This is a genomic window from Nocardioides gilvus (assembly GCF_003194605.1).
GTDB classification, from domain to species: Bacteria; Actinomycetota; Actinomycetes; order Propionibacteriales; family Nocardioidaceae; genus Nocardioides; species Nocardioides gilvus.
The window spans coordinates 422,614-447,393 of sequence record NZ_QHKY01000003.1 but is presented as its reverse complement, the minus strand read 5'-3'; the positions used below and the strand labels follow the sequence as shown (position 1 = coordinate 447,393).

At 69.5% G+C, this 24,780-nt stretch carries 18 protein-coding genes; 11 read left to right on the top strand and 7 right to left on the bottom strand.

Annotation, left to right across the window (positions count from 1 at the left end):
* The first annotated feature begins 2 nt into the window (after positions 1-2).
* From DNK52_RS11015 to DNK52_RS11005, 3 genes are all read left to right on the top strand, one after another.
* A complete protein-coding gene (locus DNK52_RS11015) occupies positions 3-782 on the top strand; it encodes a type III pantothenate kinase (protein ID WP_110241027.1) in 780 nt (259 codons plus the stop codon).
* Positions 783-1,156: 374 nt separating this feature from the next.
* The gene (locus DNK52_RS11010) at positions 1,157-1,489 is read left to right on the top strand and encodes a histone-like nucleoid-structuring protein Lsr2 (RefSeq protein WP_110241026.1); all 333 of its coding nucleotides are present in this window, start codon (positions 1,157-1,159) and stop codon (positions 1,487-1,489) included.
* Positions 1,490-1,689: 200 nt separating this feature from the next.
* Positions 1,690-4,263, top strand: coding sequence for an ATP-dependent Clp protease ATP-binding subunit (locus DNK52_RS11005; RefSeq protein ID WP_110241025.1), 2,574 nt, complete (start codon positions 1,690-1,692; stop codon positions 4,261-4,263).
* Positions 4,264-4,533: 270 nt separating this feature from the next.
* Here DNK52_RS11005 and DNK52_RS11000 read toward each other — a convergent pair whose 3' ends face one another.
* Positions 4,534-5,400 carry an HhH-GPD family protein gene (locus DNK52_RS11000; RefSeq protein WP_110241024.1) on the bottom strand — a complete coding sequence of 289 codons (867 nt, stop codon included), beginning with the start codon at positions 5,398-5,400 and terminating at the stop codon, positions 4,534-4,536.
* Between the two features lie 78 nt (positions 5,401-5,478).
* On the opposite strand from DNK52_RS11000, the gene DNK52_RS10995 reads away from it, so the two are divergent.
* Positions 5,479-6,285 (top strand): hypothetical protein, encoded by an 807-nt coding sequence (locus DNK52_RS10995; protein ID WP_162598732.1) that lies wholly within the window; start codon positions 5,479-5,481, stop codon positions 6,283-6,285.
* A gap of 114 nt (positions 6,286-6,399) precedes the next feature.
* On the opposite strand, the gene DNK52_RS10990 is transcribed toward DNK52_RS10995, so the two are convergent.
* The 6 genes from DNK52_RS10990 to DNK52_RS10965 all read right to left on the bottom strand — a co-directional run bounded on the left by DNK52_RS10990 (position 6,400) and on the right by DNK52_RS10965 (position 12,086).
* On the bottom strand, positions 6,400-7,128 hold the full coding sequence (locus DNK52_RS10990; RefSeq protein ID WP_162598731.1) for a hypothetical protein: 729 nt from the start codon (positions 7,126-7,128) through the stop codon (positions 6,400-6,402).
* Between the two features lie 100 nt (positions 7,129-7,228).
* Entirely contained in the window at positions 7,229-8,314 is a 1,086-nt protein-coding gene (gene disA, locus DNK52_RS10985) for a DNA integrity scanning diadenylate cyclase DisA (protein WP_110241021.1), read from the bottom strand.
* Between the two features lie 81 nt (positions 8,315-8,395).
* The gene (gene radA, locus DNK52_RS10980) at positions 8,396-9,796 is read right to left on the bottom strand and encodes a DNA repair protein RadA (RefSeq protein ID WP_110241020.1); all 1,401 of its coding nucleotides are present in this window, start codon (positions 9,794-9,796) and stop codon (positions 8,396-8,398) included.
* Positions 9,797-9,852: 56 nt separating this feature from the next.
* Positions 9,853-10,602, bottom strand: a complete 750-nt coding sequence (locus tag DNK52_RS10975; RefSeq protein WP_239455505.1) for a class I SAM-dependent methyltransferase — start codon at positions 10,600-10,602, stop codon at positions 9,853-9,855.
* A gap of 4 nt (positions 10,603-10,606) precedes the next feature.
* Entirely contained in the window at positions 10,607-11,245 is a 639-nt protein-coding gene (locus tag DNK52_RS10970; protein WP_110241019.1) for a VOC family protein, read from the bottom strand.
* Positions 11,246-11,324: 79 nt separating this feature from the next.
* Positions 11,325-12,086, bottom strand: coding sequence for a DUF3109 family protein (locus DNK52_RS10965; protein ID WP_110241018.1), 762 nt, complete (start codon positions 12,084-12,086; stop codon positions 11,325-11,327).
* A 65-nt stretch (positions 12,087-12,151) separates the two neighbouring features.
* Here DNK52_RS10965 and DNK52_RS10960 point away from each other — a divergent pair, with 65 nt between their 5' ends.
* The 7 genes from DNK52_RS10960 (at position 12,152) to DNK52_RS10930 (ending at position 24,755) form a co-directional block, all read left to right on the top strand.
* The gene (locus DNK52_RS10960) at positions 12,152-13,084 is read left to right on the top strand and encodes a Ppx/GppA family phosphatase (RefSeq protein WP_110241017.1); all 933 of its coding nucleotides are present in this window, start codon (positions 12,152-12,154) and stop codon (positions 13,082-13,084) included.
* A gap of 7 nt (positions 13,085-13,091) precedes the next feature.
* A complete protein-coding gene (locus DNK52_RS10955; RefSeq protein ID WP_110241016.1) occupies positions 13,092-13,895 on the top strand; it encodes a sugar phosphate isomerase/epimerase family protein in 804 nt (267 codons plus the stop codon).
* A gap of 206 nt (positions 13,896-14,101) precedes the next feature.
* A complete protein-coding gene (locus DNK52_RS10950; RefSeq protein WP_110241015.1) occupies positions 14,102-14,950 on the top strand; it encodes a PP2C family protein-serine/threonine phosphatase in 849 nt (282 codons plus the stop codon).
* Positions 14,947-16,209, top strand: a complete 1,263-nt coding sequence (locus DNK52_RS10945; RefSeq protein WP_110241014.1) for an FHA domain-containing protein — start codon at positions 14,947-14,949, stop codon at positions 16,207-16,209. The genes DNK52_RS10950 and DNK52_RS10945 overlap by 4 nt, the downstream gene beginning before the upstream one ends.
* Positions 16,202-17,758, top strand: coding sequence for a serine/threonine-protein kinase (locus DNK52_RS10940; RefSeq protein ID WP_110241013.1), 1,557 nt, complete (start codon positions 16,202-16,204; stop codon positions 17,756-17,758). Before DNK52_RS10945 ends, DNK52_RS10940 begins: the two co-directional genes overlap by 8 nt.
* The gene (locus tag DNK52_RS10935) at positions 17,755-18,555 is read left to right on the top strand and encodes an FHA domain-containing protein (RefSeq protein WP_204163490.1); all 801 of its coding nucleotides are present in this window, start codon (positions 17,755-17,757) and stop codon (positions 18,553-18,555) included. The genes DNK52_RS10940 and DNK52_RS10935 overlap by 4 nt, the downstream gene beginning before the upstream one ends.
* Positions 18,555-24,755, top strand: coding sequence for an Ig-like domain-containing protein (locus DNK52_RS10930; RefSeq protein ID WP_110241012.1), 6,201 nt, complete (start codon positions 18,555-18,557; stop codon positions 24,753-24,755). The genes DNK52_RS10935 and DNK52_RS10930 overlap by 1 nt, the downstream gene beginning before the upstream one ends.
* The last annotated feature ends 25 nt before the right edge of the window (positions 24,756-24,780 follow it).

The window sequence follows — 24,780 nt, the reverse complement described above, 5'->3', positions numbered from 1 at the left end:
CCGTGACGCTGCTCGCGGCCGACATCGGCAACTCGCACACCACCCTCGGGCTCTTCTGCGGCGAGGAGGTGGTGGCCCACTGGCGGGTCGCGACCGACGAGCGGCGCACCGCCGACGAGTGGTCGGTGCTGGTGCGAGGGCTGTTGAGGGAGGCCGACGTGGACGACGCGATCACCGGCGTCGCGGTCTGCTCGACGGTGCCGTCGGTGTTGGCGGAGTGGCGCGAGATGCTCACCACCCACTTCGGTGAGGTCACCTCGGTCATCGTCGAGCCGGGCGTACGCACCGGTGTGCCCGTGCTGACCGACAACCCGCGCGAGGTGGGAGCGGACCGGATCGTCAACTCGCTGGCGGCGCTGCGGATCTTCGGCGGCCCGGCGATCGTCGTCGACTTCGGCACCGCCATCACCTACGACGTCGTGAACCCGGCCGGCCAGTACGTCGGCGGCGCGATCGCCCCCGGCATCGAGATCTCGTTGGAGGCGCTGGGCCGACGCGGGGCGCAGCTGCGCAAGGTCGAACTGCTCCGGCCGCGGAGCGTGATCGCCAAGAACACCGTCGAGGCGCTCCAGTCGGGCATGGTCTTCGGCATGGCATCCCAGGTCGACGGCCTGGTCGCCCGGATGATCTCCGAGCTCGGCGTCGACCCCGACGACGTACGCGTCATCGCCACCGGCCACCTGGCGCCACTGCTGCTCGAGGAGGTCGAGTGCTTCACCGACCACGAGCCCTGGCTGACGTTGCAGGGCCTGCGCTTCGTCTTCGAGCGCAACTGCATGTGAGATGGCGCGAGCGCGCAGGGCAACGCTCCGCCGGGGAGTGTCAAGGCCATCGTCGCCAAACGTGTGCTGAAGACGATCAAGGTCGACAAGGACGGACGAATGCGGCTGAAGGCGCGAGGGATCAAGCCCGGAGTCCACGTCGTGAAGGTGCGCCACACATCGACTGCATTCGTGAATTCCGGAGGCACGATTGAATTGCAGGTCGTCGTCCGAAGGTGATGCCTGAATTCTCTCGGGTCGCCATGAAAGCGGCTCCTGAACAATTCGTTCAGGGGTGAGGTGAAGGGGGAACAATTGCCCCCCCTTCACTTTTCGGGTGTTGATCACGTAATGTCGGGTCGTTGTTCAATTCCCCCGACACCAGAGGTCAATTCATGGCGCAGAAGGTAAGCATCATTCTCATCGACGACCTGGACGGTTCGGACGCCACGGAGACCGTGACTTTCGGACTCGACGGTTCGACCTACGAGATCGACCTGAACGACAGCAACGCCGCAGCCCTGCGCGAGGCACTCGCCGGATATGTCGGCCACGCCCGCAAGGTGACCGGGGGCAAGCGCACCGGTGGTGCCCGCAAGACGTCCTCGGGCGGCAGCGGCGTCGACACCAAGGCCGTACGCGAGTGGGCCCGGGACAACGGCCACCAGGTCTCCGAGCGGGGTCGCGTGCCGGCCTCGGTCATCGAGGCCTACCAGGCAGCCAACTGACGTACGCACCCTCGACACCCTCGGCGCCCCACATCTTGGGGCTGCCGGGGGTGTCGTGCGTATCGGGCGCGTGTTCGCTGTCAGCGCATCCACTGGGCTTGTGGGTGGGAACACGTAGGCTGGTCTCGGGCGTTGAGCCCAGTGTCCCCACAGCTGCGTGCGCAGCGCATGCGGGGGATCCGAAGACGTGAGGAGTGCAGATGTTCGAGAGGTTCACCGACCGAGCCCGACGAGTGGTGGTGCTGGCCCAGGAAGAGGCCCGCATGCTCTCGCACAACTACATCGGCACGGAGCACATTCTCCTGGGCCTGATCCACGAGGGTGAGGGAGTCGCGGCGAAGGCGTTGGAGTCGCTCGACATCTCCCTGGAGGCCGTCCGTGCCCAGGTCGAGGAGATCATCGGCCAGGGCCAGCAGGCGCCCTCCGGCCACATCCCCTTCACCCCGCGCGCCAAGAAGGTGCTGGAGCTCTCCCTGCGCGAGGCCCTTCAGCTCGGCCACTCCTACATCGGCACGGAGCACATCCTGCTCGGGCTGATCCGGGAGGGTGAGGGCGTGGCCGCCCAGGTCCTGCAGAAGCTCGGCGCCGACCTCAACCGCGTGCGCCAGCAGGTGATCCAGCTGCTCTCCGGCTTCCAGGGCAAGGAGACCGCAGGAGCCGCCACCGGCGCCAACCAGCCCGGGGCCGAGACGCCGTCCTCCTCGCTGGTCCTCGACCAGTTCGGGCGCAACCTGACCCAGGCTGCTCGCGAGGGCAAGCTCGACCCGGTCATCGGTCGCGACCAGGAGATCGAGCGGGTCATGCAGATCCTCTCGCGTCGCACCAAGAACAACCCGGTCCTGATCGGGGAGCCCGGCGTCGGCAAGACGACCGTGGTGGAGGGGCTGGCCCAGGACATCGTCCGCGGCAACGTCCCCGACACCCTGCGCGACAAGCAGATCTACACCCTCGACCTCGGCGCCCTTGTCGCCGGCAGCCGCTACCGCGGTGACTTCGAGGAGCGCCTGAAGAAGGTGCTGAAGGAGATCAAGACCCGCGGCGACATCGTGCTCTTCATCGACGAGATCCACACCCTCGTCGGCGCGGGCGCTGCCGAGGGCGCGATCGACGCCGCCAGCATCCTCAAGCCGATGCTGGCCCGCGGTGAGCTCCAGACGATCGGTGCCACCACCCTCGACGAGTACCGCAAGCACCTGGAGAAGGACGCCGCTCTCGAGCGCCGCTTCCAGCCGATCCAGGTCGCTGAGCCGTCGATCGCGCACACCATCGAGATGCTCAAGGGGCTGCGCGACCGGTACGAGGCCCACCACCGCGTCACGATCACCGACGAGGCCCTGGTCTCGGCGGCGACCCTGGCCGACCGTTACATCTCCGACCGGTTCCTCCCGGACAAGGCGATCGACCTCATCGACGAGGCCGGCGCCCGCCTGCGGATCCGTCGGATGACCGCGCCTGCCGACCTGCGCGAGTACGACGACAAGATTGCCGACGTGCGGCAGCGCAAGGAGGCCGCGATCGACGGCCAGGACTTCGAGGCCGCAGCCCGTCTTCGCGACGAGGAGAAGCAGCTCATCGCTGCCAAGTCCGACCGCGAGAAGCAGTGGCGTTCGGCTGACCTGGACGAGATCGCCGAGGTCGACGAGGAGATCATCGCCGAGGTGCTCGCCGTGGCGACCGGCATCCCGATCGTCAAGCTCTCGGAGGAGGAGTCCACCCGTCTGCTCAAGATGGAGGACGAGCTCCACAAGCGCGTCATCGGTCAGGACGAGGCCGTCAAGGCCATCTCGCGGGCGATCCGTCGCACGCGTGCCGGCCTGAAGGACCCGAAGCGTCCCGGTGGTTCCTTCATCTTCGCCGGTCCGTCCGGTGTCGGTAAGACGTGGCTGTCCAAGACGCTCGCCGAGTTCCTGTTCGGTGACGAGGATTCCCTCATCCAGCTCGACATGAGTGAATTCGCCGAGAAGCACACCGTTTCTCGTCTCTTCGGTTCGCCTCCCGGCTACGTGGGCTACGAAGAGGGTGGCCAGCTCACCGAGAAGGTGCGCCGCAAGCCGTTCTCCGTCGTGCTCTTCGACGAGGTCGAAAAGGCCCACCCGGACATCTTCAACTCGTTGTTGCAGATCCTCGAGGAAGGTCGCCTGACCGACTCCCAGGGTCGGGTGGTCGACTTCAAGAACACCGTCATCATCATGACCACGAACCTCGGTTCGCGCGACATCAGCAAGGGCCTGAGCCTGGGCTTCGGCAACGTGGGTGACACGCAGAACGCGTACGACAAGATGAAGGGCAAGGTGAAGGAGGAGCTCAAGCAGCACTTCCGTCCCGAGTTCCTCAACCGTGTCGACGAGATCATCGTGTTCCCGCCGTTGACCAAGGAACAGATCGTCGCGATGGTCGACAACATGATCACCTCCGTCGACCTGCGTCTGCGCGATCGTGACATGACCGTCGAGGTCACGCAGGCGGCCAAGGACCTCCTCGCCGAGCGGGGTTACGACCCGGTGCTGGGTGCGCGTCCGCTGCGACGCACGATCCAGCGCGAGATCGAGGACGTGCTCGCCGAGAAGATGCTGTACGGCGAGGTCGGCCCGGGCCAGATCATCCTGGTCGATGTCGAGGGCACCGGTCCCGAGGCGACGTTCACGTTCAAGGGCCAGAAGATCTCGGCCGTCCCGGACATGCCGCCGCTCGAGACGGTGGACGTCGACGCAGCGCCGATCGAGGGTCCGGACGACTCCGCCGGTCCGATCGACGTACCGCACGCCGACGACTGAGGCTGACTGCTCACCGATCCGGCCCGACTGCCTCACGGCAGTCGGGCCGGTTCGCATTTGGCGCCGAGCACGTCCATCCCCCTCGTCCGCGGGACGTCATCGTCCCCAGTCGTTGGGGCAACCGTTCGTGATGACGTTGCGCGCTTCGTCCGCGGGACGTCATCGTCCCCAGTCGTTGGGGCGACCGTTCGTGATGACGTTGCGCGCTTCGTCCGCGGGACGTCATCGTCACTGGTCGTTGGGGCGACCGCTCGTGATGACGTCCGGGGGTCAGGGGAGGGCGTACGTCTCGTCCCCGACCTGCACGACCAGCTCATCGGCGAGCAGCGAGGCCAGGCAGCGTTCGCGTTGGACCGTCTCGGGCCACACCGCAGCCAGGGCACTGACGTGCACCACGCCGTGTGCCTCGCGCAGCACCGCCATCAGCCTGCCGCGGCACTGGCGGTCCGTCCCGTCCCATGCCTGCCCGCGGCGAGGAGGGCCGTCGTACGCAGGTCGCCCGGCCTTGAGCCAGGCGCACTGGTCACTGATCGGGCAGGCGTCGCACCGTGGGCTCTTCGCCGTGCAGACCAACGCGCCGAGCTCCATGACGGCCACCGCCCAGGTGGCGGCGGTTGCCTCGTCATCGGGCAGGAGCTGCGCTGCCGCATCACGCTCGGCTCGGGTGGGCGAGGTCCCGGGGAACTCCACGCCTTCCACCGCTCGGGCGAGGACTCGACGCACGTTGGTGTCCAGCACGACGTGGCGCTGACCGAAGGCGAAGCTTGCCACCGCGGCCGCTGTGTAGTCGCCGATGCCGGGCAGGGAGATGAGTTCGGCGTACGTCCGGGGCACCTCCCCGTCGTGCAGCTCCACCATCGCGGTGGCAGCGGCGTGCAGGCGCAGCGCACGCCGCGGGTAGCCGAGCCGGCCCCACATCCGTACGGCCTCCCCGGTGGTTTCTGAAGCCAGGGACGCGGGGGTGGGCCACCGCCGCATCCACGCGTCGTGGACGGGCAGGACGCGGTTGACGGGGGTCTGCTGGAGCATGAACTCGCTGACCACCACTGACCAGGCCGAGGCCTCGGGGCGCCGCCACGGGAGGTCGCGCGCCTGCTCGTCGAACCAGTCGAGGATCGGCGCGTGCAACGTGCTCATTGCAGATGATGCTAGTCATCGCCGATTCCATCGGAGTGGCGCCCCTGCTGAGAGGGGATCGCTGATTACGGTGAGCCCATGACCTCCTTGGCTCCGAGAGGCCCCCTGCCTGCACGGGTGTACTGGTTCCGCCGCCTCATGCTGCTGTCGGTGGTCTTCCTCGTGGTCTTCGGCATGGCCCGACTCGTGGGCGGTGGCGACGAGGAGCCTGATGCGGGCAAGGCGACCACCGTTGCTGCCGAGACCGGCGACAAGAAGAAGGCTGCTGAGGCGGCCGAGGCGGCCGAGGCAAAGGCCCCGGTCGAGCCCAGCCGCTCCGCCACCCCGGACGCCGCAGTGAAGAAGGCTCCCGCGCCGCGTCCCGCGCCGTCCGGCGTGTGCACGAACTCGGACGTCACCATCAACCCGGTCGTCGCCAAGACCCGCAAGAGCACGCGGGTCGTGATCGGACTGGTGCTGAGGACCAAGACGGCCGAGGCCTGCACCTGGCAGGTGTCGCCGAGCAGTGTCACGATCAAGATCGACTCCGGGTCGCGCACGAGTCCTGACGACATCTGGCAGAGCCGGCAGTGCCCGGACGCGGTGCCGACCAAGGACGTCACGCTCTACAAGGAGTTCGGCACCCGGGTCATGATGGTGTGGAACGGCCGTCGCTCCGACAGCGACTGCTCTGACCAGACCGACTGGGCGAAGGCCGGTTGGTACTACATCAAGGCGGCCGCGTACGCCGGCGAGCCGACCGACAAGCAGTTCGAGCTGAAGCGCCCCGCGACCGTCACGGTCACCCAGACGGTGGAGCCGAAGCAGAAGAAGAGCACCAGGGCCAACGCCCGGAGGCAAGCGCCGACGCCCGAGCCGTCGGGCGCCGTCGAGCCGAACGGCTGAGCCTCGCCCGCTGTTGTAACTGTCGGGTTGGAGACGCTTCTGCCGGTCAGAACGTCTCCAACCCGACACTTACGCGTCCAGGACTGCCCGTCGTGGCACCGCGACGCCCGGGGCCTACTTCGGGCGAATGGTCACAGGCCGCGACGCGGACGCGGTGCCGGTCCCTGACTTCAAGGTCTTGGCCCTCACCTTGAGGGGCTTGCGAACGTCCCACCTGTACCTCAGGACCGCCTTGCCATCCCATGCGTAGGTCTTGCTGGCGCGGACCCTCGTCCAGGTGCCCTTCGAACGAACCTGCAGGATGACCTGCGCGCCATCAGTGCTGAAGTACCCGGCAGGGCGTTCGTCACGAGTGCGGACGACGAACTTGACGACCTGGTTGTAGCGAGGCTTCTTCGGCTTGACCGCCAGGGATGTCTTGGTGCGCGGCGCTCGCATCTTGAACGAACTCGACACCGTGAACGAGTAGCAGTTGAAGTCGTCGTCGCAGGCCTCCACCTCCGCTTCCAGCTCGTACCGGCCGGACAGCTCGGATCCACAGAACTGGAGTTCCCCGGTTCCACTGGTGCCCATGTCGTACTGGAAGTCGGACGTCGCGACGACGCCGTCGGGTCCGTACGCCTCGACGTCCATCGAGAGGTCGTCGTAGCCCGGCTCCACGTCGAACGAATACCGGTACGGGTGGTAGCGACAGGTGTCGTACAGCACCCCAGGACGAGCCGAGATCGAGCCGGAGTTGGCCGTGGCAGTGGGCGCCGAAGCCGCCACGAGACCGACCGAGAGCAGAGTCCCGGCGAGGGTGAGGACGATCAATCTGGCGACGGAGCGTGTAGGGCGCAACATTCGTCGATCGTAGGGATCGCTTCGAATCCACGCCGTCGAATGGCACGAGTTCCTCAAATGTGGGTGGACGCCGTCGAGTTGGCGCGCCCCAGGTGAGGGGTCAGACGTAGCGTTCGAGGATGCTCGACTCCGCCAGGCGTGAGAGGCCCTCACGCACCGAGCGGGCGCGCAGCTCGCCGACGCCGTCGACCGTCTGGAGGTCGTCGATCCCGGCAGAGAGCAACTGCTGCAGGCCGCCGAAGTGCTCGACCAAACGCTCCACCACTGAGCCGGGCAGGCGGGGGACCTTGGTCAGCAGGCGGAACCCGCGCGGGGCGACCGCACCATCGAGGTGGTCGCCGGCGGTCAGGCCCATCGCCTTGGCCACGGCGGCCGGGTCGACGAGCTCGGTGGCCGAGAGCTCACCGAGCGCGTGGAGCACTTCGCTCGGGGTCCTGGCCTTCTTGCCGGCCGGGAGGTAGTCGCGGATGACCAACTCACGGTCGGCGTCGACCCCGGTGATCAACTCCTCGAGCTGCAAGGAGAGCAACCGGCCGTCGGTGCCGAGCTCGAGGACGTAGTCCTCGATCTCCCGGGCGATCCTGGTCACCATCTCGAGGCGCTGCGCGACGACGGTGACGTCGCGGACCGTCACCAGGTCCTCGATCTCCAGCGCGGAGAGGGTGGAGGAGACCTCGTCGAGACGGAGCTTGTAGCGCTCCAGGGTGGCGAGGGCCTGGTTGGCGCGGGAGAGGATCTGGCCCGGGTCCTCGAGCACGTAGCGCGTCTCGCCGACGTAGACAGCGATGATCTGCATTGACTGCGACACCGAGATGACCGGGAGGCCGGTCTGCCGGGCGACCCGGTCGGCGGTGCGGTGCCGTGTGCCGGTCTCGTCGGAGTGGATCGTGTGGTCGGGCATCAGGTGGACCGCAGCCCGGTGGATCTTGTTGACGTCCTTGTCGAGGACCAGCGCGCCGTCCATCTTCGCCAGCTCACGCAGACCGGTGGCGGTGAAGGGAACGTCGAGGGTGAAGCCGCCGGTGGCGATCGAGTCGACCACCTTGTCGTGACCGAGCACGATGAGAGCACCCGTACGGCCCCGGAGGATGCGCTCGAGGCCGTCGCGCAGGGCGGTGCCCGGAGCGATCGTGGCGAGCGTGGCCCTCAGGCGCAGGCTTTCTTCGCTGCGCTCGATGTTGACCACGTGGCCCCCTCAGTCGGTCCGGCGCCAACGTGGCGCGACATCACGCCCATCAGGCGTGGCGCCAGTCTAGGGGAAGAGCGCTCAGCGCATGCCTTCGGTGAGGCGCAGGAGTTGGAGAGCCGAAGCGACGTCGCTGACGTCGAGGACCCGCATGCCGTCGACGCTCCACGACTCGGGAGAACGCGAGTCCTTGCTGCCCCGCTCGCTCGGCACCACCGCCACCTTGAAACCGAGCCGGCTCGCCTCCGCCAGGCGCTGGGGGAGGTCGCGCACCCGGCGCAGGCCGCCCGCCAGCCCGATCTCACCCATGGCGACGACCCCGACGGGGGCGGCGACCCCGAAGCAGGCGCCGGCGACCGCGATCGCAACGGCCAGGTCACTGGCGGGATCGACGAGTTTGGCGCCACCGACGGTGGAGACGAAGACGTCGTGCTTGTGCAGCCGGATCCCGCAGTGCTGCTGCATGACGGCCAACACCATCGAGAGACGCGAGGAGTCGATGCCCGACGTCGTACGCCGGGGGCGCTCGGCCGACGTCGGCGTCACCAGGGCCTGGACCTCCGCGAGCAGTGGCCTGCGCCCCTCCATCGTGACCCCCACGCACGTGCCGGGGACCTGGGTGGAGTGGTGCTCGACGAAGAGGCCGGTCGGGTCGGTCACCGCCTTGATGCCGTCCGAGCCCAGATCGAAGCAGCCGACCTCGTCGACCGGCCCGAAGCGGTTCTTCATCGCCCGCACCATCCGGAACCTGGAGTTGCGGTCACCCTCGAAGTGCAGGACGACGTCGACGACGTGCTCGAGGACGCGGGGCCCGGCGATCGAGCCGTCCTTGGTCACGTGACCGACCAGCACCGTGGTGATGTTGCGGGTCTTCGCCATCCGCACGAGGGCGGCGGCGACCTCGCGGACCTGGGTCACCCCACCGGGCACACCTTCGACCCCGGAGGCGGCGATCGTCTGCACCGAGTCGATGACCAGCAGGGTGGGGCGCACCTGCTCGATGTGGCTGAGCACTGCGCCCAGGTCGGTCTCGGCAGCGAGGTAGAGCTCGTCGTGGACGGCGCTCGTGCGGTCGGCGCGCAGCCGCACCTGTGAGGCGGACTCCTCACCCGTGATGTAGAGCGTGCGGTGCTTCTGTCGTGCGGTCTGGGCGGCCACCTCGAGCAGCAGGGTGCTCTTGCCGACCCCCGGCTCGCCGGCGAGCAGGATGGCAGCGCCGGGCACCAGGCCTCCACCGAGCACCCGGTCGAGCTCGGGCACGCCACTGGAACGGAAGGCGGCGTCCTCCACCGAGACCTGCCCGATCGGCACCGCAGGCGTCGTGACCGCGGACGGGGCAGTGCGTCCGGCTGCAGCGGCAGGGGCGGCCTCCGCGACCGAGCCCCACGCCTGGCACTCGCCGCAGCGACCGACCCACTTGTTGGTCTCCCAACCGCACTCGGAACAGCGGTAGACAGTGCGCACGCGTGCAGGCTTGCTCATGGCGAGCACGTTAGGTCACGGCGCCGACAGAACCGTCGCACGGGGAACAGTCGAGCTCAGTACTCGCGCCACCACAGGTTGACCGCGTAGTCGACCGACAGGCCGCTGTCGCCCTCGCCTCCACTGTCCTCGCCGTGTCTCTCCCAGTGCTCGGCCAGCACGGCTTCGGCGGTCGCGTGGTCGAACTCGATGCGTACGACCGCCTCGAGGTCGGCGCGCGAGGTGAAGCGCCACCCCATGTCGACCGAGCGACGCGACCACCCGTGCGAGGCCCAGAACCGTTCCACAGCAGCCGGGTCGACGCCCGGATACCCTCGCCGGAACCACCCTCCGAAGGTCGAGCGCGTGCCGTCGTTGTCGATCACCATCGCGGTCCCACCACGGCGCACGACCCGGTCCAACTCGGCGAGGCCGGGCTCGGCGCCCGGTCCGAAGAAGTACGCCCAGCGCACGTGCACGACGTCGACGGAGGCGTCCGGCAGCGGGATCTGCTGCGCGGTGCCGGGCAGCACGGAGACGTGCGGAAGGCGCTTCGTACGGCGCCGAGCCAGCTGGACCAACGGCGGATGAGGCTCGACGCCGATCACCTGCGCGGCCTCCTCGGCGAACCACGGCAGGTGGTAGCCGCTGCCGCACCCGAGGTCGAGGACGGTGCGTGCGCGCCACGAGGCCACCTCACGCAGCGCCGCCGCCAGCTGGCCGTCGGGGTCGACGGCGCGGTTCTCGATCTCGTAGGTCGAGGTGTGGTTCCAGATGTTGGGGCTCGGGCGGACGCCGTGCGGCGCGGTGGCCCGGTACAGCGTCAACTGCTCAGATGCGGACGAGACCGGAACTGGTCTGGAACTGCACGGCCATGATGCCGGGGGTGCCGTTGGGGGCCACCCACTCGACCTTGACGTCCTCCAGCGGAGCCTCGACGGGCTGTCCGAGCCATTCGCTGACCCGCAGCGGGTCACCGGCGATCTCCAGGCAGCACAGCGACAGGGAGCCGTCGGCACCGGCGCTGGGGTGCAGGTCCTTGCCGGTCTCCCACTGCACGAAGAAGGGAAGCTGCGGGTCGGAGATCAGGCCGTTGACGCCGATCTGCTTCCAGCGCAGCTCTGCGCCGTCGGGACGGCGACGGTTGCCCTGGACCGACTGACGGCCCAGACGGGCCTCGGCCGTGGCGATGTCGCTGACCTTGACGACCCAGCCGAGCCAGCCACCGCCGAGCGCGGAGCGGGCACGGACGGCCTGACCGAAGGGCGCCTTGTCGGAGGCCGGGTGGTCCAGCACCTCCACGACCTCGAGGTAGGTGTCGTCGGCGAGGGCCAACGTCATGTTGCGGGTGCCGAAGCGGGGGTGGATGCCACCGTCCACGAATTCGGCTCCCAGGAGCTCACTGATGCGGGCGGCCGTGGCGGCCAACCCGTCAGGGCCGGCAGCGTAGGAAAGGTGGTCGAGGCGCATGCCAGCATTGTGACCACACTCTCAATTGTCAGACGTACGCGGGGGTCGTTTCTCTTGACATCGAGGCTCTTCTCTGTCCTCAGTGACGGCTGGCGGGGTGGATCGCCAGCGCCGAGCGGGAGCGCAGGTGCGCGTCGCAGAGTCGCGCGAGCTCGACGTACGCGGCCCGGCCCATCAGCTCGGTGAGCTCGGCCGCGTGCGTCACGTAGACCGGGTCCGGGGCGACGTGCGCCTCGGTGTTCCCCGAGCAGTACCAGTCGAGGTCGTGGCCACCAGGCCCCCAGCCGCGGCGGTCGTACTCGGTGATCGAGACCTCGAGGTAGGAGGTGTCGTCGGGCAGCTCGACCGTGCGGTACGTACGCCGGATCGGGAGCTGCCAGCAGACGTCCGGCTTCGTCTCCAGCGGGTTGCGGCCCTGGGCCAGCGCGAGACCGTGCAACGCACAGCCCTCCCCACCGGCAAAGTCGGACCGGTTGGCGAAGACGCAGGCCGACTGGCCCGCGAAGGCCGACGTACGCGTCTTGCGCTCACCGTCGCCGTCCAGCTCGACCCAGTCATCGGTGGCGACTGGACGTCCGGGGTGCTGCTGCCACTGGTCGGGGGTGAGCTGGTCGACGAACCCGGCGACCCGCGCCTCGTCCTCGGCGTCGGAGAAGTGGGCACCGAGGGTGCAGCAACCGACGTCGGGGGAGGACTCGTAGATACCTGGGCAGCCCTGGCCGAAGATGCACGTCCAGGCTGACGTGAGCCAGGTGAGGTCGCAGCGGAAGACCTGGTCGGCGTCGCCGGGGTCCGCGAACTCGACGAACGCACGGGGAAAGACCAGGTCGACTTCGGGCACGCGCCAATCCTAGGTTCTGGGCCTTCGGCTCTCGGCTTCGCCGGACGACGGGTAGTTTGGCCCCCATGCGTCTGGGAGTGCTCGACATCGGCTCGAACACGGGCCACCTGCTCGTCGTGGACGCCCACGGCGGCGCGGCCCCCCTCCCGGCCTCCTCCCACAAGCAGCCGCTGCGACTGGCCGAGCACCTGACCCCCGAGGGGTCGCTCTCGCGGGCCGGCATCGACGCGTTGACCGAGTTCACGGCGTCGGCCCAGGAGGTCGCCGCGGAGCGCGGATGCGTCGAGATCCTGGCGTTCGCGACCTCGGCTGTCCGCGAGGCCGACAACAGCGCAGAGGTCCTGGACCACGTCGAGGCCAGCACCGGCACCCGGATCGAGGTGCTCGCCGGCGAGGACGAGGCACGGCTGACCTTCCTCGCCGTACGGCGGTGGTTCGGTTGGTCCGCCGGCCGCCTGGCGGTCTTTGACATCGGCGGCGGGTCCCTGGAGATCGCGGGAGGCCCCGACGAGGCGCCCGACGTGGCCTGGTCGATCCCGCTGGGGGCTGCCCGACTGGCCCGCGACTGGTTCAGTGGGGACCAGGACGACGAGAGCGTGCGTACGCTGCGTCGCATGATTCGCGCCGAGATCGCCCGGGACGCCGGCAACCTGCTGCGCGGCGGTGCCCCGCACCGGGCCGCTGCGACCTCCAAGACGTTCAGGTCGTTGGCGCGGATCTGCGGCGCCGCGCCCTCGTCGGCCGGACACCTGGTGCCGCGCACGCTGCGGCGCGACGACCTGGCTGCCTGGATCCCGACGCTGATCGCCACCCCGCCCGAGAAGATGGCGGACCTGCCCGGGGTCTCGCCGAGTCGCGCCCACCAGATCGTGCCGGGCGCGCTGGTGGCGGAAGCGGTGATGGACATCTTCGACCTGCCCGAGCTCGAGATCTGCCCCTGGGCGTTGCGCGAAGGCGTGATCCTGGAGCGGTTCGACCAGCTTTCGGTCCTGGACTGAGGCGGCCATGGCCATCACTGTCGGACTCTCCACCGTCTCGATCTACCCCGAGTCGACCGCGGCGGGCTTCGCGTACGCCGCGAGCATCGGCTATGACGCCGTCGAGGTGATGGTGGGCATGGACGGCCTCTCCCAACAGACCTCCGCCCTCAAGCAGCTCTCGGCGGTCCACGAGATGCCCGTCTGTGCGGTGCACGCCCCGTGCCTGCTGTGGACCCAGCGGGTCTGGGGCACCGAGCCGTGGGGCAAGCTGCAGCGTTCCGCTGACCTGGCGCACGAGCTGGGCGCCGAGACCGTCGTCGTCCATCCGCCGTTCCGGTGGCAGCGCGAGTACGCGGCCGGTTTCGAGCAGGGCATCGCTGATCTCGAGGAGTCGACCGGGCTCCACTTCGCGGTGGAGAACATGTACCCGTGGCGCGCCACCGCGGGCAAGCGCGCGGTGACGGCAGGCGGCATGTACCTGCCCCACTGGGACCCCTCCGAGGGCAGCTACGCGCACACCACCATCGATGTCTCGCACGCGGCGATCGCCGGTGACGACGTGATCGAGATGGCTGATCGGATGGGGTCGCGCCTCCAGCACGTGCACCTGACCGACGGCACCGGCAGCGCGAAGGACGAGCACCTGGTGCCGGGTCGCGGGATCATGCGGGCGGACGCCTTCCTGCGCCACATCGTGGCTGGGGGCTTCGACGGGGCCGTGGTCCTCGAGATCAACACTCGACGCTGTGACTCCAAGGCGGAGCGGATCGCCGACCTGAAGGAGTCGCTCGCCTTCGCGCGAGAGCACCTGGGGCAGACCACTTCCTGAGTCGTTCGTCACGCTGGGGAGCCGTCAGTCGGGTGCGTGCTTCGTGGCGCAGCACGGAGGATCTCTTTGCGCCCGTTCACCTCGTGGACTCGGCGCTGTGGCAGACGACTGCTGAAATAGCCTCCGCGGGGAGAGGTCCCCATGGATGATGGGCCAGAACCGTCCTAGGGTGCCCTTTCGTCGCCAAACAATCGGAGGAGTCAGTCTTGTCAGCGCACCCCACGCTGGATTCTCCGCAATCCGCCGCCAGCCTTCCGCTCAGTTTTGGCGCCGCGAGCCACCCCGGGACCGTACGTCGGGTCAACGAGGACGGTTGGTACGCCGAGCCCCCCGTCTTCCTGGTCGCCGACGGGATGGGTGGTCATCGTGCCGGAGACGTGGCCAGCGCCATCGTGGTCGAGAGTTTCGAGGCGATGGTCAGGCGCGGCAGCGTGGACGCGGCAGCCGTCGAGGCGTGCATCGGCCAGTGCCAGGAACGCATCCAGGCGTTGGTCACCGACGAGTCCCCGGCAGCTCCCGGCTCCACCCTGGTGGCGGCGGTCTACCTGCTCGAGGAAGGGGTCGGTTACTGGTTGCTCGCCAACGTCGGCGACTCACGGGCCTACGTGTGGCAGCAGGACCAGCTGGAGCAGCTCAGCCACGACCACTCGGTCGTCCAGGAATTGATCGACGCCGGTGAGCTCGACCCGGTGGACGTGCCCACGCACCCAGAACGCCACGTGATCACCCGTGCCCTGGGCGCCGTGCAGAACTCGCCCGCCGACTACTCACTCGTGCCCGCTACCGCCGGGTCGCGGGTGCTCCTGTGCTCCGACGGCGTCACCACCGAGCTCGACGACGCGACCTTGGCGCGCCTGCTCGCCGACAAGCGCTCCGACCACGAGACGGCCTCCACCATCGTGGCGGCCGCGGTCGAGGCCGGCGGCAAGGACAACGCCACCGCCGTCGTGGTGACCGTGCGCGGAGCGGGCCACACCGACGAGAACACCCTCGGCACAGCCCACCCCTCCGCTCCCGTCACCGACACCGAGCCCGACCGCAGAGGACGATCATGACTTCCGCCTCGTACGTGCCGGGCGAGGCACACGCAGTCGTCACCGCCGACGTCGCCGTCCTGGTGAAGGACGCCGACACGGCCACGATCGAGCGTCTGTGGGCGGCCGCCGCGACGCCTGACGTGATGGCCCTGCTCGACGTCCTGGGAGAGCACGGGTTCGCCTCGATGCCGGAGTTCGCAGCCGTGGTCCGCTCGGACGGTGATCTGCGCGTCGTCACCCGCGGCGCGGCGACGGTTCACCTGGTGCTCGACAGTGAGGCAGTCACCTGTGACGCAGCCGGGGTGGCGACCTGGTCGGAGCGTCGGTTGGTGGCCGCCGAGGTGGCCGGGCTGAGGCTCACCCTCGGCCCTGCGACCGAGGAGGTCAGCCTGCCGCTCGTCGCCGGGGTGGTCCGGGCTGCCGAGATCGCTGTCGGGGACGACGCGCCGACGCCTGACGCTGCTCCCTATTCCGTCGCTGCGTCGGGTGCAGCCCCCGCACCTGAGCCTGCCCCCGCACCTGAGCCTGCCCCCGAGCCCGAGCCTGCCCCCGAGCCCGAGCCGGAGCCCGAGCCCGCCCCCGAGCCCGAGCCCGAGGCCGACCCCGAGCCCGAGCCCGACCCCGAGCCCGACCCCGGGCCGCCCACCGTGGCCATGTCTGTCGACCCGGCCCAGACCATGGCCGAACCCGGCGAGGCCAGCTTCGACGCCCTCTTCGGGGCGACGGTCGCCGGACGCCGCCCGGAGGACGCAGCGATCCGTGAGCCGGAGGAGTTCGTTGCTCCCGAGGCCACCCCGGACGATGCCGCGGGAGACCACGACGACCACACGATGACGCCCGAGGAGTTCGCGCGCCTGCGGGCCGGTGGCCGCGAGAGCACTCCTCAGGCACCTGCTGCCCCGTCCCCGGCGGCAGAGGGACCCCGCCCGAAGCTCAAGCTCTCGACCGGTCGCGAGGTGGTCGTCGACCGGCCGGTCCTCCTCGGTCGCTCCCCGCAGGCCCGCAACCTCTCCAGCGCGCAGCTGCCGCTCCTGGTCGTGGTGGACGATCCGTACGTCTCCGGCACCCACCTGGAGTTCACGTTGGACGGCTCCGGGCTGCGGGCCACCGACGTCTCCACCAACGGCACCCTGCTGCAGCTGGCGCCCGGTGACGCACCCGCGCCGATGACCCGGCACGTGTCGACCGTGATCCCGGGCGGCGCGGTGCTCCACGTCTCCGACTCGATCTCCATCACGGTGGACCTCCGCGGCAGCGAGGGCGCGGGCGATGGCTGAGCGCCGCGCTGCCCCGACGATCGGTGGCCTCGAGCTGGTGGAGCACATCGGTTCGGGCGGATTCGCCGACGTCTACCTGTACGAGCAGAAGTTCCCCTCGCGCAAGGTCGCCGTCAAGGTGCTCCATGCCGCGGAGAGCGACGAGGCGCTGGCCCAGTTCTATGCCGAGGCCAACGTGATGGCCCAGCTGTCCGGACATCCCGCGATCGTCGCGATCCATGCGGCCGACGTCTCCGACGACGGCCGCCCACACATCGTCATGGAGTACTGCCCGCCGCCCGCGCTGGCTGCGCAGTACCGCACCGAACGCATCTCCCTGACCCAGGCGCTGGACACCGGGATCCGGATCGCCAGCGCCGTGGAGACCGTCCATCGGGCTGGGATGCTCCACCGCGACATCAAGCCGAACAACATCCTCACCAGCGCGTACGGCGCCCCCAAGCTGACCGACTTCGGCATCGCCGGGGCCACGGGCGAGATGGCCTCGTACGGCATGTCGGTGCCGTGGGCGCCCCCGGAGTGGTTCGCCGAGTCCCCGACCGCCGACCCGCGGGGGGACGTCTTCTCCCTGGCGGCCACCGTCTACTCGCTGCTGGCCGGCCGCTCACCGTTCGAGGTGCCCGGCGCGGCCAACGACAACGCCACCTTGATGAACCGCATCGAGCGGCAACCGTTGGCGCGGTTGACCCGGGCCGACGTCCCGGACTCACTGAACCAGATCCTGGCGCGCGCCATGGCCAAGCGTCCCGAGGACCGGCCCGCGACCGCCCTCGAGCTGGCCCGTCAGCTCCAGGACATCCAGTCCGAGCTGGGCCAGGCGCAGACCCGCATCGAGGTCTTCGACGCCTCCACCACCTCGACCGCGCCGGTCGAGCATGACCAGCGCACCTTCATCCGGCCGGTCCAGATCATCGTCCCCGACGGCCCCGAGCCGGTCGGCACCCTCCTGCGTCCGCGGTTCATCTCCCCGGTCTCCGAGCACACCGAGATCAAGGCGGGTCTCGACTCCGGTGACACCACCCTGGCCCGCGCGGCCTCCCAGCCGGCCCCACCGCCGGAGCCCGGTGCGTACGTGGCCGCCGACGAGCGCACCGAGGAGTCGCCGGACGCCCCCAGCGCCCCCCGACGTCGTACGCCTCTGGTTGCCGCCGCTGCCCTGGTCACGGTGCTGCTCGCGCTCGGCGGCATCGCGCTGGCCCTCGGCACGGGTGACGACGCCGACCCCGACCCTCGCAGCTTCGCCGGCCAGGACGATCCGCCGCCCGTGTTGGCAGAGTTCGTCCCGACACCGACCGACCTGAAGGTCAAGGCCTCTGCGCGCGGGAAGGTCCGCTTCACCTGGGCCGCCGACGAGATCCAGGCGGGGGACAAGTTCGGTCTCGAGTACGAGGTCGGGGGAGCGCCGCAACCGTTCGTCACCGCCGACGAGACCTCCTGGTCGACCGTCGTCGATGCCGGGTCGATCGTCTGCGGCCAGGTGATGCTGGTCCGCTCCGACGGTCAGGCCTCCGCGCCCAGCGACCGGGTCTGCGCGCAGGTGGGCGGATGACCGAGCAGACCCCTGAGGTCCAGGCCGATGCAGCCCATGCTGATGCAGCCCAGGCCGATGCAGCCCAGACCGATGCGGCCCAGACCGATGCAACCCCGGCGTTGATAGTCGAATTCTGTGGCGAGGAGTTCTCGGTGCTGCCCGGCGAGCGCTTCACCGTGGGACGCGACGCCGACCTCGTGGTCGACGAGGACAACGCCTACCTGCACCGCCGCATGGTCGAGTTCGCCTACGTCTCCGACTTCTGGTGGATCGCCAACATCGGCTCCCGGATCGCCGTCACCGTCTCGGGCGAGGCCGGGACCCTGCAGTCCTGGCTCGGGCCCGGGTCCCGGATCCCGGTCGTCCTGCCCGAGGCGTCGATCCTCTTCACCGCCGGGGGCACGACGTACGAGATCGGCGTGCGGGCCGAGGTGTCGGCCTTCGCGTCCGTCGCGACCGAGGACGAGGGCGGTGGCGACTACACCCTGGGCGCGGTGCCGCTGACCCCCTCGCAGTTCCGGCTGATCCTGGCGCTGGCCGAGCACACCCTGCGGCGCTCCGGCACGGGGCTCTCCGACCTGCCCACCAACGCGGCCGCGGCCAAGCGCCTCGGGTGGTCGGCGACGACCTTCAACCGCAAGCTCGACAACGTCTGCGACAAGTACGCCAGCGCCGGGGTCAACGGCCTGCGCGGCGGCCCCCGCCAGCTGGCGACCAACCGACGCGCACGTCTGGTCGAGTACGCCGTCGCCGCCCGGATCGTCCGGCCCGAACACCTCCCACTGCTCGACGAACCTGAATCGAGTGACAGCTGATGAAGCTCTCCCGCCTCGTCCCCGGCCGTTGGTCCGGGACCGGAGCCGTGCGGCGCGACCAGACGCGCCGCAAGGTCGTCTCCGGAGTCAGCCTGAGCCTGGTCGCCTCCGCGTTGGTGCTGCTGGCCATCCAGGCCGACGGCACCCCCATCAGCGACGTCGACCTGCACGACGGCAGCGTGTGGGTGACCAACACCCAGCCCCAGGCCAACCTGCTCGGTCGGCTCAACCCCCAGATCAAGCAGCTCGACCTCGGCATCCAGACCCTCTCGGGAGACTTCGACGTCTTCCAGGACGGCACCACGGTCTTCCTCGACGTACGCGCCGGCGCGCGGGCCCTGCGCCAGATCGACGTCGCTGCGGGGGCGGCCCTCGACCCGATCGAGTTGTCGCCCACCACCACCGTGGCCTACGGCGCGGACACGTTCGCCCTGCTGGACCGCGAGGGCGGGGCCGGGTGGGTGCGTTCCACCCAGACCATCCAGGGCTTCAGCCAGGAGTCGACCGAGGCTGAGCTGAAGACCGGTCGCGACGGCGTGGTCGCGGTCGGGGCCGACGGGACCGCGTGGTTCCTCAACGCCGACAAGCGCACGGCGACCGCCGTCGAGATCGACGAGTCGGGTCTGCCGGCGCTCAGCGACCCCGTCGACCTGCCCGCCGGGTTCGGTGGCGCGACGAGCGCGACGGTGGTCGGTGACGTCCCGGTGCTCTTCGACCGCGACTCGGGAAGACTGAGCTGGCCCGGGGCGGACGCACCGGTCACCATCAAGACCGATGACCCGTCCTCGGTACGCCTCCAGGCGCCCAGCGGTGACGACGGCCTGAACGCGGGCGGGGTCTACGTGGCCACCAGCACCGGGCTCCTGCTGGTCGACCTGGAGGACGGCAGCGTCGAGACCATCCGCGACGGGATGGACGGTGCACCGGCGGCACCGGTCATCAACCGCGGCCAGCTGCACGCGGCCTGGGCCGACCTCGGGCCGAAGGGTTACCTGCGTCTGAGTGAGGACGAGCCGCCGCACACCGAGAAGATCCCGCGGGTGCCACCCGGGGGCAACCTCGTCTTCCGGGTCAACCGGGACGTCGTGGTGCTCAACGACATCGTCACCGGCGTCTCCTGGCTGGTGCAGGAGCCCGGGTTGCCGCGGGTCGACAACTGGGACGACGTCGACCCCAGCAAGCAGAAGAAGAAGCAGGACAACCCGGAGACCGAGAAGACCACGAAGGCTCGCCGCACGGAGGAGAACCGACCTCCGATCGCCCGCGACGACCAGCTCGGCGCCCGTCCCGGTGCCGACTCGCTGCTCCCACTGACCCGCAATGATGTCGACCTCGACGGCGACATCCTCACGATCGACAAGATCGAGCACGTCGGTGGACCGGAGCCGGAGGAGATCTCGGTGGTCGGCGACGGCACCATGGTCCAGGTCCGGTTCGGCCCGAACGAGGGCGGCCAGACGGCCCGTTTCAAGTACGGCGTCACCGACGGCCGCGAGAACGGCACCGCCGAGGCGACCGCCGCGGTCAAGGTCGTGGCCAAGTCGGAGAACACACCGCCCAAGCTGGTCGGTTCCGGCCGGATGCTCCGCCAGAGCGCGATGACGCTGGCCCGCGGACAGCGCGCCGAGCTCTACCTGCTCCAGGACTGGACCGACCCGGACGGTGACCCACTGGTGCTCACCGATGCCAGCACCAAGGACGGCGGCACCGTCACCTTCCGCCCCGACGGGATGATCGAGTTCATCGACGACGGACAGCGCGTCGGTCAGAAGACCATCGACGTCTCGGTCTCCGACGGCTACGCCGACGGCACCACGCAGAGCAAGGTCGTCGTCAACGTCAGCCGCAACGCCGGGGTCCCACCGGTGCTGGTCCCGGACCGCGCCGTCGGTGTCGCCGGGACGGACATCCTGGTCGCGCCCCTGGCGAACGACTTCAGTCGCGACGGCACTGCGCTCAACCTGCGCAGCGTGATGCCGCTCGGCGGGCTGGAGATCACTCCGGACCCCAGCCAGGGCACCTTCGTCGCCCGCACCGCCCGCCCGGGCACCTACTACCTCGACTACGCGGCCTACTCGAGCCGCGGTGAGGCCAACAGCTTCGTCAGGCTCGACGTACTGCCCGAGAACGACGAGAACCTTCCTCCCGTGGCGATGCGTGACGAGGCGCTTGTCCCGCCGGGTGGCCACGCTCTGGTGGACCTGCTCGCGAACGACTCCGACCCGGAGAACGACGTCCTGGCGGTCACCGAGGTCCAGGCGCCCCCGGAGAGCGGCGTGAAGGCGTCACTGCTGGAGAACCGCATGCTCAGGCTCGAGTCGTCGAAGGACCTCGACGGGCCGGTCATGGTCAACTACACGGTCTCCGACGGGATCAACACCGCGCAGGGGTCCGTCACGGTCGGGCAGGCGGGTCTTCGCCGCGGCAACCGACCGCCGGTCGCCGAGAACGACCGGATCACGGTCCGCGCGGGTGCCGTGGCCAGCGTCCCCGTGCTCGCCAACGACTTCGATCCCGACGGCGACGAGCTCCAGCTCTTCGGCCAGGACCTGGTCAAGCCCGAGAAGCTGCCTCTCTTCGTCTCCGGGACCAAGCTCCGCTTCCGTGCCCCCACCAAGGCCGGCGAGGTCCGCGCCAGCTACGGCGTACGTGACAGTCGCGGCCAGCGCGACGACGCCGAGCTGGTCATCGACGTGATCGCCGACGACCCTGACGTCAACACTGCTCCCCAGCCGGACCCCGTCGAGGCGCGGGCGGTCGGCTCCCGTCCCAGCCGGGTCGACCTCGACCTGGCCCAGGCCGACCCCGACGGGGACGCCGTGTCGCTGAAGGGTCTGCGGGTCGCCCCGCAGCTCGGACGGATCGTCGCCACCGGCCTTGACTGGATGGAGTACGAGCCCTACGAGGGCAGCCGCGGAGGCACCGACACCTTTGAGGTGGAGGTCCAGGACAAGTACGGCGCGGTCGGGATCCAGACCATCCAGGTCGGTGTGGTCCCGCGCTCCTCGATCAACCAGGCACCGGTGGCGCTGGACGACCGCCTTTTGGTGCGTCCCGGACGGACGATCTCCTACAACGTCGTCGCCAACGACACCGACCCCGACGGCGACGAGTTGGTCGTCGACGAAGAACTGGTCCTCAACGGTGACACCGACGCCGAGGTCGAGGACGGCTTCCTCACCGTCGTGATCCCCGAGGTCGAGGGTGGCACCACCGAGCAGACCGCCGTGGGTTACGCGATCAACGACGGTGCCGGGGGCAGTGACACCGCGCGCCTGACCGTCGACGCGAACAACGACGCTCCGTTGCACGCACCGGTCACCCAGGACGACGCGGCCGAGTTGTCCAGCGTCGCCGGCAAGTCGCCGGGCGAGACGGTGGCCGTCGACGTGCTGGAGAACGACGGTGACCTCGACGGGCGCCGTACGGACCTGCGCCTGCGCGCGTACGACGACGAGGTCAGCAACGTCGTCAAGGGCAAGCTCAACGTGGTCCTGGCCGCCGAGGACCAGGTCATCGTCTACGAGGTGCAGGACGCCGACGACAACGTCTCGTACGGGTTTGTCTTCGTCGTCGGGACCGACACGGTCCCGCCGGTGATCAACCCGGACGCCGAGCCGAACCCGATCGAGGTCAAGGCCGGCGAGAGCGTGGAGATCGACCTGACCGACTACGTCCTGGTCCGCAAGGGCCGCAAGCCGATCCTGACGGTCGCCGACAAGGTGGTCTCCGCACCCTTCACCGACGCGGTCCGACCCGAGGGCACCGAGCGCCTTGAGTTCAGCGCCCCCTCCGACGTGTACGGTCCGGCGTCGGTCACCTTCGAGGTCACCGACGGCAGCGGGCTCAACGACGCCACCGGCCTGACCTCCGTGCTCACCCTGCCCATCGACGTGATCCCTTCGGACGCGAAGAAGGACAACCTTCCCCCGACGCTGCGTGACGTCGAGGTGCTGCTGGTCGGCGGGGACGACGCCGAGGAGAAGCGCGTCGAGATCGCGGCGAACGCCACCGACCCCAACCCCGACGACGAGCTGACCTTCAGTGCGAGCAGCACGAAGAAGGTGGAGGCCCGGATGGACGGCACGGTCCTGGTCCTGAATGCTCAGGGCGAGGTCACCGACGGGGACGTCTCCGACGTGCCGATCAGCGTCGAGGACTCCGCGGGCGCGAAGACCGAAGCGGTCGCGCGGGTCAGGATCGTGCGCAGCGACAAGCCGCTGGTCACCGTGAGCACCATCGGACCGATCGAGGCGGAGGCCGGAGAACCGGTCACCGTGGACATCAACGACCACGCGACCAACCCCTACCCGGACCGTCAACTGACCGTCTCCGACGGCGAGCGCGAGAACGGTGAGGGCACCGTCTCTGCGAGTGGTTCGACGATCACCATCACGCCGGCGGAGCGCTACTCCGGTCCGGTCACCGCGAAGTTCCTGGTGAAGGACGGCTCCGAAGACCCCGAGCGTGACGTCGTCGGCCGGGTCGAGGTGGTCGTGGTGGCCGCGCCGGAGCCTCCGGGGCGTCCTTCGATCTCGTCGATGACCCACGACACCGTGACCCTGACCTGGCCGGCCGCCGAGGACAAGGGCGCGCCGGTCACCGATCACACCGTGACGTGGTCGGGCGGCTCGAAGGAGTGCGGCCCGGGCACCACCTGCGTCGTGGACGGCCTCGACCCGGGTCAGGCGTACACGTTCCGGGTCTCGGCCACCAACCGGGTCGGCGACAGCGAGCCGAGCGCGGCCTCGGAGGAGGTCATCCCCGACCGCGTGCCGGAACGGATGGCTCCGCCGCAGATCCAGCAGGACTACACCAAGCGCGACGGCCGCCTGACGCTGACCTGGCAGGCACCGCAGAACGTCGGCTCCGACATTCGCGCGTACGAGGTGCAGTTGCTGGGCACCACCCAGGTCCGTACCGCGTCGTCCAGTCCCTTCGTCTGGGACGGGCTGACCAACGGTGAGAACGTCCGCTTCCAGGTCCGCGCGGTCAACGACATCAAGGACGAGTCGCGCAAACAGATGTTCTCCGAGCCGTCGCTGGAGGACAAGGCGTTCGGGGTGCCCGGCCAGGTGGCGAAGCCCGTCGCCGTGGCGAGCGTCGACGACGGCCTCCCCGGCGGCAAGGTCGAGGCCAGGTGGGCTCCGCCGTCGGCCAACGGTGACCCGATCTCCCACTACGAGGTGACCATGCGCAAGAACGGGTCCGTGGTGACGACGAAGCGGGAGACCGGCACCTCCAGCAACTTCGACGTCGAGAACGGGCCGGGCTACACCTTCACCGTGGTCGCGTTCAACCGTGCCGGGCGAAGCACACCGAGCAGCGCCTCCGACGCCGTCAGCCCGTGGGACAAGGCCAGCGGGGTGCAGAACCTGAGCCGGATCGATGCCGCGGAGGGCGACCGGGTCGGACAGGTCAGTTTTGCCGCCCCGGCCGACGACGGTGGTCGCCCGATCGTGGCCTACCAGATCTCCAGCACGGGCGGGCCCACGAAGACCGTCAACTCCCCGGGCACCCACGAGGTCAACTTCAACTCCAACAACGGGCCCTACACCGTGACCGTGGTGCCGGTGACCCAGGACCCCGCTGCCGGCCGGGTCGAGGGTCGCGCTGAGCAGGTCGAAGGGATCCGGCCGTTCTCCACCCCGTTGCCTCCTGCTGGTGGCTCCGCTGCATCCGGACACCGCGAGGTGTTCTTCTCCGGTTGGTCCGCCGGTCCTGCCGAGGCCAACGGTCGTCCGATCGTGGGCGTGGAGTACCGCCGCGACAACAGCGCCCAGTGGGGTGGCGCCCCGAGCACTTCGTGGCCGACCCCCGAGGGCGGTGTCCAGCGCTGCATCGTGCTGCGGACCGTGGCCGAGGGACGTACGCCCGGTGAGCGGTTGTACAGCCCCGAGCGGACGATCTGCGGCAACGCAGTGCCCCGTGAGCTCACCGCTGAATGGGGCGAGCCCAACGCCGCAGGCACGGGGTACTACATCCGGATCCGAGCCTTCGGTCTTAAGAGCAAGGCCACGTACGTGTATCCCGAGCTCGACTGTGGGGGAGCCGACGACTGCGCGACCGCCACGGTGTCGCAGTACCCACCGGAGGACGGTCGCCTCAACTACCGGATCGGCCCCTACAGGAAGAGGGACGTGGTCCGGGTCGTGCTCGAGCAGAACAACGAACCCACCTTGCGAGTCCCCTTCAAGTGACCGGCGGGCAAGCCGACTTCGCGCC

Coding starts and splice junctions, on each gene's coding strand:
- DNK52_RS11010 (WP_110241026.1), top strand. CDS start 1,157: ATGGCGCAGAAGGTAAGCATCATTCTCATCGACGACCTGGACGGTTCG.
- DNK52_RS11005 (WP_110241025.1), top strand. CDS start 1,690: ATGTTCGAGAGGTTCACCGACCGAGCCCGACGAGTGGTGGTGCTGGCC.
- DNK52_RS11000 (WP_110241024.1), bottom strand. CDS start 5,400: ATGAGCACGTTGCACGCGCCGATCCTCGACTGGTTCGACGAGCAGGCG.
- DNK52_RS10995 (WP_162598732.1), top strand. CDS start 5,479: ATGACCTCCTTGGCTCCGAGAGGCCCCCTGCCTGCACGGGTGTACTGG.
- DNK52_RS10990 (WP_162598731.1), bottom strand. CDS start 7,128: ATGTTGCGCCCTACACGCTCCGTCGCCAGATTGATCGTCCTCACCCTC.
- radA (WP_110241020.1), bottom strand. CDS start 9,796: ATGAGCAAGCCTGCACGCGTGCGCACTGTCTACCGCTGTTCCGAGTGC.
- DNK52_RS10970 (WP_110241019.1), bottom strand. CDS start 11,245: ATGCGCCTCGACCACCTTTCCTACGCTGCCGGCCCTGACGGGTTGGCC.
- DNK52_RS10960 (WP_110241017.1), top strand. CDS start 12,152: ATGCGTCTGGGAGTGCTCGACATCGGCTCGAACACGGGCCACCTGCTC.
- DNK52_RS10955 (WP_110241016.1), top strand. CDS start 13,092: ATGGCCATCACTGTCGGACTCTCCACCGTCTCGATCTACCCCGAGTCG.
- DNK52_RS10945 (WP_110241014.1), top strand. CDS start 14,947: ATGACTTCCGCCTCGTACGTGCCGGGCGAGGCACACGCAGTCGTCACC.
- DNK52_RS10940 (WP_110241013.1), top strand. CDS start 16,202: ATGGCTGAGCGCCGCGCTGCCCCGACGATCGGTGGCCTCGAGCTGGTG.
- DNK52_RS10935 (WP_204163490.1), top strand. CDS start 17,755: ATGACCGAGCAGACCCCTGAGGTCCAGGCCGATGCAGCCCATGCTGAT.
- DNK52_RS10930 (WP_110241012.1), top strand. CDS start 18,555: ATGAAGCTCTCCCGCCTCGTCCCCGGCCGTTGGTCCGGGACCGGAGCC.